8 protein-coding genes, 5 tRNA genes and 2 rRNA genes (1 of these 15 cut by a window edge) are annotated in these 8249 nt (G+C 46.5%); all 15 read right to left on the minus strand.

Annotated elements, in window-relative coordinates:
* Position 1 precedes the first annotated feature (1 nt).
* Entirely contained in the window at positions 2 to 433 is a 432-nt protein-coding gene (gene rplK / locus VC28_RS12450; RefSeq protein ID WP_049630930.1) for a 50S ribosomal protein L11, read from the minus strand.
* A 143-nt stretch (positions 434 to 576) separates the two neighbouring features.
* The gene (gene nusG / locus VC28_RS12455; RefSeq protein WP_049630931.1) at positions 577 to 1110 is read right to left on the minus strand and encodes a transcription termination/antitermination protein NusG; all 534 of its coding nucleotides are present in this window, start codon (positions 1108 to 1110) and stop codon (positions 577 to 579) included.
* A gap of 6 nt (positions 1111 to 1116) precedes the next feature.
* A complete protein-coding gene (gene secE, locus VC28_RS12460) occupies positions 1117 to 1485 on the minus strand; it encodes a preprotein translocase subunit SecE (RefSeq protein ID WP_049630932.1) in 369 nt (122 codons plus the stop codon).
* 24 nt (positions 1486 to 1509) lie between these two features.
* Positions 1510 to 1585: transfer RNA gene (locus VC28_RS12465), tRNA-Trp, on the minus strand.
* Between the two features lie 49 nt (positions 1586 to 1634).
* Entirely contained in the window at positions 1635 to 2858 is a 1224-nt protein-coding gene (gene tuf / locus VC28_RS12470) for an elongation factor Tu (protein WP_049630923.1), read from the minus strand.
* Positions 2859 to 2936: 78 nt separating this feature from the next.
* Positions 2937 to 3012 (minus strand) — tRNA-Thr (locus VC28_RS12475).
* Positions 3013 to 3030: 18 nt separating this feature from the next.
* Positions 3031 to 3104, minus strand: a tRNA-Gly gene (locus VC28_RS12480).
* Positions 3105 to 3152: 48 nt separating this feature from the next.
* Positions 3153 to 3236: transfer RNA gene (locus tag VC28_RS12485), tRNA-Tyr, on the minus strand.
* A 92-nt stretch (positions 3237 to 3328) separates the two neighbouring features.
* Positions 3329 to 3404: transfer RNA gene (locus tag VC28_RS12490), tRNA-Thr, on the minus strand.
* 33 nt (positions 3405 to 3437) lie between these two features.
* Positions 3438 to 4160: an SPOR domain-containing protein gene (locus VC28_RS12495; RefSeq protein ID WP_049630933.1), complete on the minus strand. Its 723-nt coding sequence runs from the start codon at positions 4158 to 4160 to the stop codon at positions 3438 to 3440.
* Positions 4161 to 4163: 3 nt separating this feature from the next.
* On the minus strand, positions 4164 to 4916 hold the full coding sequence (locus VC28_RS12500; RefSeq protein ID WP_049630934.1) for a type III pantothenate kinase: 753 nt from the start codon (positions 4914 to 4916) through the stop codon (positions 4164 to 4166).
* Positions 4906 to 5898, minus strand: coding sequence for a bifunctional biotin--[acetyl-CoA-carboxylase] ligase/biotin operon repressor BirA (gene birA, locus VC28_RS12505; RefSeq protein ID WP_049630935.1), 993 nt, complete (start codon positions 5896 to 5898; stop codon positions 4906 to 4908). The genes VC28_RS12500 and birA overlap by 11 nt, the downstream gene beginning before the upstream one ends.
* Positions 5895 to 7049 (minus strand): alanine racemase, encoded by a 1155-nt coding sequence (gene alr, locus VC28_RS12510; protein WP_049630936.1) that lies wholly within the window; start codon positions 7047 to 7049, stop codon positions 5895 to 5897. Before alr ends, birA begins: the two co-directional genes overlap by 4 nt.
* A 67-nt stretch (positions 7050 to 7116) precedes the next feature.
* Positions 7117 to 7232 (minus strand): 5S ribosomal RNA (gene rrf / locus VC28_RS12515).
* 175 nt (positions 7233 to 7407) lie between these two features.
* A 23S ribosomal RNA gene (locus VC28_RS12520) occupies positions 7408 to 8249 on the minus strand (it continues 2046 nt past the right edge of the window).

Genomic DNA, 8249 nt, shown 5'->3' on the forward strand with positions numbered 1-8249 from the left:
CTTATACGCCCTCCACTTCCAGACCCATTGAACGCGCAGAGCCCGCGATAGTGCGTACGGCGGCATCCATATCAGCAGCAGTCAAATCTGCCATTTTAGTGGTAGCGATCGCCTCCAGCTGAGCGCGATTTACCTTGCCTACTTTGTTAGTGTTCGGACGTCCACTACCGCTGGTAATACCAGCGGCTTTCTTCAACAAGAAAGAAGCCGGCGGAGTCTTCATCACAAAAGTAAAGCTACGGTCGCTGTATACACTGATGATTACAGGAACAGGCGAGCCTACTTCCATGCCCTGTGTTTGGGCATTGAAAGCTTTACAGAATTCCATAATGTTAACACCATGTTGACCAAGAGCTGGACCAACGGGTGGACTTGGGTTTGCTTTGCCAGCTGCAACTTGCAGCTTAACGTAAGCGGTTACTTTTTTTGCCATGACATTACTCCCCTATGGGTGTTAGCGCCTCAGCCAGACCTTTGGCAAAATCTGACGTCTCCGGCTCCCCGCCTTGGCTAGACCAAGGACACGAAAACCCCTCTTTGCACAGCAAAGAAGGGCATTTAAAACTTATTTAGCACCTAGGTTTTTTCGACCTGACTAAATTCCAGTTCAACTGGAGTTGAACGACCAAAAATCAACACAGCAACACGTAATTTATTCTTATCGTAGTTAACCTCTTCAACAACTCCATTGAAGTCGTTAAAAGGGCCATCAATAACACGCACCATCTCGCCTGGCTCAAATATAGTTTTTGGCTTTGGCTTTTCTATTGAATCATCCACGCGACGTAAAATTGCATCAGCCTCTTTCTCTGTGATTGGAGCAGGCTGATCAGCTTTCCCACCAATAAAACCCATTACTCTCGGCGTGTCTTTTACCAAATGCCATGTATCGTCATTTAATTCCATTTGAACTAATACATAGCCCGGAAAAAACTTCCTTTCGCTTTTACGTTTTTGACCACCACGCATTTCAATGACTTCCTCTGTTGGCACCAAAATTTCACCAAAAGAGTCATCCATACCATACAGAGCCACACGATCACGCAAAGAGGCTGCCACTTTTTTTTCATAACCGGAATAGGCATGCACTACGTACCAACGCTTAGCCATACTTATCTACCCTATGATGTTAGAGGCAATAAAACCGAAAAGAGTGTCCAGCAGCCACAGAATGATCGCCATTACGATAACCACAGCTATCACAATCAAAGTTGTTTGATTAGTTTCCTGGCGCGTAGGCCATACAACTTTACGTAACTCAACAAGAGCTCCACGCACAACATCAGCTATTGCAACACCTTTTGCAGTCTGCAATGCAACTAGAATTGCAATGAAAGCAAGCACCAACAATGCCAAGGCACGATAAAGCACTGACTCAGCAGAAAAATGAGAATTTCCAACAACGCCAGCAGCAACTATAGCAACCACCAGAAGCCACTTCAGAGCATCCAGTCGATAAACTTTTTCTTCAGTATTTGCAGTCATTATCGCGAAAACCTTCATGAAATTTGGCAGGCCAGGAGGGACTCGAACCCCCAACACCCGGTTTTGGAGACCGGTGCTCTACCAATTGAACTACTGGCCTAACATATGAAGCATAAGTGCGGTCACTCAATGCGACCGCACCACATTAATTACTGAATGATTTTGGCAACAACACCAGCACCAACAGTACGACCACCTTCACGGATAGCAAAACGCAGACCGTCTTCCATCGCGATTGGGTGAATCAGGGTAACAACCATCTTAATGTTGTCGCCCGGCATAACCATTTCAACGCCTTCCGGCAACTCTACCGCACCCGTTACATCAGTAGTACGGAAGTAGAACTGTGGACGATAACCTTTGAAGAACGGAGTATGACGACCACCTTCTTCTTTGGACAGAACATACACTTCAGATTCAAACTTGGTGTGCGGCGTTACAGAGTTTGGCTTACACAATACTTGGCCACGCTCAACTTCATCACGCTTGGTACCGCGCAACAGAACACCAACGTTCTCACCAGCACGACCTTCGTCGAGCAACTTGCGGAACATCTCAACACCAGTACAGGTAGTTTTAACGGTGTCTTTCAGACCAACGATGGCGATTTCCTCACCAACCTTAACAATACCGCGCTCTACACGACCAGTTACCACAGTACCGCGACCAGAGATAGAGAACACATCTTCTACCGGCATCAGGAATGGCTGATCAATTGCACGCACAGGCTCTGGGATGTATGCATCCAGAGACTCAACCAATTTACGAACAGCAGAAGTGCCCAGTTCGTTATCGTCTTGACCGTTAAGAGCCATCAACGCAGAGCCAGCAATGATTGGAGTATCATCACCTGGGAAGTCATAGGTAGACAGAAGCTCACGCAACTCCATCTCCACCAACTCCAGCATTTCGTTGTATTCATCGGTACCTACGCCGCCGCAGTCTTCCGCCAGCAGGTCAGCTTTGTTCAGGAATACTACGATGTAAGGTACACCAACCTGACGAGACAGCAGGATGTGCTCACGGGTTTGCGGCATTGGACCATCGGTCGCACCACACACCAGAATCGCGCCATCCATCTGAGCAGCACCGGTAATCATGTTTTTCACATAATCGGCGTGACCTGGACAGTCTACGTGCGCATAGTGGCGAATGGGTGAATCATATTCAACGTGAGAGGTATTAATAGTAATACCACGCGCCTTTTCTTCCGGTGCCTTATCGATGCCATCAAAGGCAACCGCTTCACCGCCCCAGCTTTCTGCACACACCTTGGTCAAGGCTGCAGTCAGAGTGGTTTTACCGTGGTCAACGTGACCAATGGTGCCCACGTTGACGTGGGGCTTGTTACGTTCAAACTTTTCCTTCGCCATTGCGAGCGCCTCCTCAGACGTAGATGACTTTTCTTACAGATAAAAAAACTGCGAAGGCAACCCTTCGCAGCATATTTATGGAGCTCATAAGCAGATTTGAACTGCTGACCTCACCCTTACCAAGGGTGTGCTCTACCAACTGAGCTATATGAGCCAAAACTTTTAATTAATATGGAGCGGGTAGCGGGAATCGAACCCGCGCCATCAGCTTGGAAGGCTGAGGTTCTACCATTGAACCATACCCGCTTAAGTCAGATATTGGTATAACCAACCCTTCAAACAATCTCGAGAATTTGGTGCAGGGGGGTGGATTCGAACCACCGAAGCTTACGCGTCAGATTTACAGTCTGATCCCTTTGGCCGCTCGGGAACCCCTGCCGAAATCGCCGGCATTTTCCGACTCACACTATCGACTGTCAATCTATTTTTTTAACAAATTCACAGAGTTACAACAACTACGCGATTAAAAATGGAGCTGGCGAGAGGAATCGAACCCCCGACCGGCTGATTACAAGTCAGCTGCTCTACCTACTGAGCTACGCCAGCTTTTTTATCACGCCCGTTTGTGGAGGCAGAATTTTAGTGAAACATTTGCCCCGAATCAACACCCAAACAAAAATTTTGTCTCTTTTCTAATGAATACTCTTTCGATAGAAGTGTTGCCCATACGGATTCGCCCACTTTTTCATCAAACCCTGGCTCAATAACCAACCATATCTCCTGAATCATCTTTGGAAGCATTTTTATATCAACACCATATCCAAGATTCTTTATCTCCGCAGCGCGAGCCTCCGCTTGTACATAATCAGCAAAGCGACCAAATGATATTCCGTTAGTAAGCTCGCCTTTTGCAATAATATGACTCTCAATTCCTTTGCTTTGCAGCTCATAAAGCCGCCGCAATGCTTCTCGTTCCGACATTTCAGGAGGGAGATAAACCCAGTAAAGCTCACCCTCTTTTATTTCAACAGGCGTGATATGCGCAGCAATTCCCAGCGACACCAAATGCTCCAGCGCATACTCCGCCTGTAATAACTGATTGTAAGGTCCGATCATAGTACACAAATCAGCATCGGCTTTTTCCTCGGCACCAGTAGTTTGCTTTTTTAATGGACGAGCGCCGTGAGACTTTTCTTCATTGACTCGCTCAGCCAAAAGTAACAACTTCTCCGCACCAATTGAGGTACTTTGTTTTGGTTCTGAAACTTTCTTTATGCCGCCCTCTGTGCCACCCAAATCCCAATAGTGGTATCCCCAAAAGATAAAATTTGCGGCAAGCAAAAAAATAAAAATCGCCCTCATGTATTACTCCATCGGGGACATTCGCCCCATTACATAAACCAACCCATCCAATATCAGGTCGGGAATTAGGAGTGCCTGAGGATAAAATAGCGCCAAGCTATCAGCATCCCCCCCCGTCAAGACCAATTGGATATTGTTTTCACCAAGACCAGAGAGCTGCCTGATTCCATTTTCGACAACGCCAGTCACCATTGAGGAAACACCTGCAAAAACGGCACTATCAGTTCCTTTCCCTGGCAACAAACCCATCGAGAACCGCTCTTTATCGATTTGAATTAGGCGCAAGCTTGAATTTATAGAACCAAAGATGGAGGCAAGACCCGGTGCTATATACCCCCCCTGATGACTACCGTCGCCAGACAGTAAATCCACTGTCATAGCAGTACCGCAAGAAACAATCACGCATGCCCCGCCAACCAAATGATAGCCCGCAAGCAGCCCTAACCATCGATCAACACCTAAACCCGCAGGCACTTCATAGCCATTTTTTACCACACCAACCTGCTCGCAGCTTTGAGCAAATTGCGGCAAAACAGAAAAGAAACCATTGATCCATTCTGTCAATTCGGCATCCAGCTTCCCGCCGACAACACTAACCACCCACACTACTTTTACTTGTGATTTGTATGGCCCCAGACAGCCCTCCAAAGCTTTAAATCCGAAACCTGTATTTACAATACCTCGATCCACTATTACGGAATCGTTCCTGAGCCTCCATTTTGTACGGGTATTGCCCATATCAATATCAAGAAACATGCTCCCTCCTTAATGAAACTTCTCCTCCATGAAATATTACTCTATCACCATCCACATCAAGCACGAGAGCTCCAGAGTCATCCACGCCACAAAAAACACCCTGCTGGACATGATTTCCCTTATGGATATATACAAATTGATTCAGATAACTTGCGACCGACACCCACTCATTCTTAAAGGTCGAAAAACCATCCGTATGGTATCGAGAAAGAATTAAATTCAGCTCAGACAATAAACAAGAAGCCAGTTGGTTACGCCTTGGTAACGGGAGATTTTGTTCAGCAAAGATTTTATTAAGGCTACTCCATGGCTGCTCAATGCGGGAAGCATAACCATCACCCATCGATACATTGAGACCAATACCAATAACCACTACACAATAACCAGCGGGATCTCCATTCACTTCTATCAAAACACCGCCAAGCTTTTTATCTTTATATAAAATATCATTTGGCCACTTAAGCTGGAGACCACATACTCCATAGCGCCGCAAACATCGCACCACAGCTAATCCGATCGTTAAGCTCAGCCCTTCCAATACTGCAATGCCACCTTCAAACCCCCAACCAATTGAAAGGTAAAGATTTTGCGCAAACGGACTAACCCAGGCGCGCCCCCTTCGACCTCGACCTGCGGTTTGGCTTTCAGCCAAGCACACTTTTCTTTCTGGTTTATTTTGCCGCAACAAATAAGAATTAGTTGAATCTATCTGTGCAAAAACGTTGATATTAAGAAGATCATGAAACTGAGCCTGTATCTTTGATTCATCCAACAAATCAAGTCCACCCTTAATGCAATATCCCTTCCCTTTTATGGATACAACATCAAGACCAATCAACTCAAGCTTCTTTAATGTTTTCCAGACAGCAGCTCGACTAATGCCAAGTAGCATTCCAAGTTCTTCGCCGGAATGGACTTGTCCATCAGACAATAACTTCAACACTTCTGAAAGCGCATTGGATTCAAACAAACCGAGATTCATACATCTCCCGGTAAGTATTTACGCTTGTAGCGAGCACCCAAGCTAGTAAGCACCTCATAGCCCAGAGATTGATTATTATTTATGAGCACATCAAGAGGTCTGCTAGCGCCAATTATCTCTACGGATGAGCGCATAATTTCATCATCTGAGTGAGGCAGATGTGAAATATCAAATATCATCGAGTCCATGGAAATTCTACCTATTACTTTCACAACATGGCCAAGTAGCACCCCGTCCCGAGATGCCCCAAGAGTCCTGTGCACACCATCGGCGTAGCCTCCTGATACGACAGCAATACGAGCTCCAGAAGGCAAATGTGCTGTTGCGGCATACCCTATACTCTCATCTATCTCAAGGGTTCTTACTTGCAATACAGGTAGCGCCAATTGCACAACCGAATACATGGGGTTTTTGTTAGTTGCCGTTGGGTTGACTCCATAAAGCGCAGCACCAGGCCGAAGCAAATCAAAATGCCACGATTCACCCAAGAAAATTCCGGAGGAGTTTGCCAAGCTGGCACGGATAAGTGGGCGTACTTTTTTAATCAAAGACAAGGATTTATCAAACCGTTCGCACTGTTGCTTATTGAGCAAATGCGAAGGGTCATCCGCACAAGACAGATGACTTATCAGAAGGGTAGGGTTAATTGCTTTTATTTTTTCGGAAGATTCACAAAGTTGATGAAACTCTTTTTTATCCAACCCAAAACGCGTCATTCCGGTATTTATTTTCAATGCAGCTGATTTAGTGCACCCATACGCACTATTAGAAGCACTCCAGCGCTCAATATCAAACCCCGAGCAAAGCACTGGAGTAATATTTCTCTCATGAAGCTCCGAAACATTTACATTTCGAAGCCCACCTAAAAGATAGATATTTACTTCAGATGGTAAGCAGGATCTCGCTTCTACAGCCTCATCAAGCGTAGCTAAAAAAAACTCTTTACAACCGGCAGCAAACAAGCAATTCGCCACCTCTTTCGCACCCAGACCATACGCATTGGCTTTGATAACGCCCCCCACGCACGACCGAGTCAACGAGTTCAGTTTTAACCAATTTTGCTGGATAGCTCTTAAGTCGATAGTTAACACGCAAAACTCTCTGTTGTCATCCAATTGCGCATCTAAGCAGAGAGGAGTAATAAAATCCATTACCGAATCGTGAAAGACAAAAAAGAAAAATCCCTGTCAGAGGTCTGACAGGGATTTTGTATTAGAAGCTTGACGATGTCCTACTCTCACATGGGGAAGCCCCACACTACCATCGGCGCTAAGTCGTTTCACTTCTGAGTTCGGAATGGGATCAGGTGGTTCCAACTTGCTATGGTCGTCAAGCAATTTTGTATGAGTTCGAAGGTCTTATGACATCTATTATGTCGGCCTTGATTGACTCAAATAGGGTGGCGGAACGTAAAGTTTGCTGGCTGTATTTTACAGCATTTGGATGCTTGCGTATCGCACAAGTCCGGACTTTCTGAATCGTTTAACCGTTAACAGTCGATTCTGTTATATGGTCAAGCCGCACGAGCAATTAGTATTGGTTAGCTCAACGCCTCGCAGCGCTTCCACACCCAACCTATCAACGTCGTAGTCTTCAACGGCTCTTTAGGGGGCTTAAAGCCCCAGGGAGATCTCATCTTGAAGGAGGCTTCCCGCTTAGATGCTTTCAGCGGTTATCCCGTCCGCACATAGCTACCGGGCAGTGCCATTGGCATGACAACCCGAACACCAGAGGTGCGTTCATTCCGGTCCTCTCGTACTAGGAACAACTCTTCTCAAATCTCCAACGCCCACGGCAGATAGGGACCGAACTGTCTCACGACGTTCTAAACCCAGCTCGCGTACCACTTTAAATGGCGAACAGCCATACCCTTGGGACCGGCTTCAGCCCCAGGATGTGATGAGCCGACATCGAGGTGCCAAACACCGCCGTCGATGTGAACTCTTGGGCGGTATCAGCCTGTTATCCCCGGAGTACCTTTTATCCGTTGAGCGATGGCCCTTCCATACAGAACCACCGGATCACTAAGACCTACTTTCGTACCTGCTCGACATGTCTGTCTCGCAGTCAAGCGTGCTTTTGCCTTTACACTAACCTCATGATTTCCGACCATGATTAGCACACCTTCGTGCTCCTCCGTTACTCTTTGGGAGGAGACCGCCCCAGTCAAACTACCCACCATACACTGTCCGTAACCCCGATAAGGGGCCGACGTTAGAACCTCAAACATACCAGGGTGGTATTTCAAGGACGGCTCCATCGAAACTAGCGTCTCGACTTCAAAGCCTCCCACCTATCCTACACAGATAGGTTCAAAGTTCAGTGCAAAGCTATAGTAAAGGTTCACGGGG

The sequence above is a fragment of the Cellvibrio sp. pealriver genome (assembly GCF_001183545.1).
Classification (GTDB): domain Bacteria; phylum Pseudomonadota; class Gammaproteobacteria; order Pseudomonadales; family Cellvibrionaceae; genus Cellvibrio.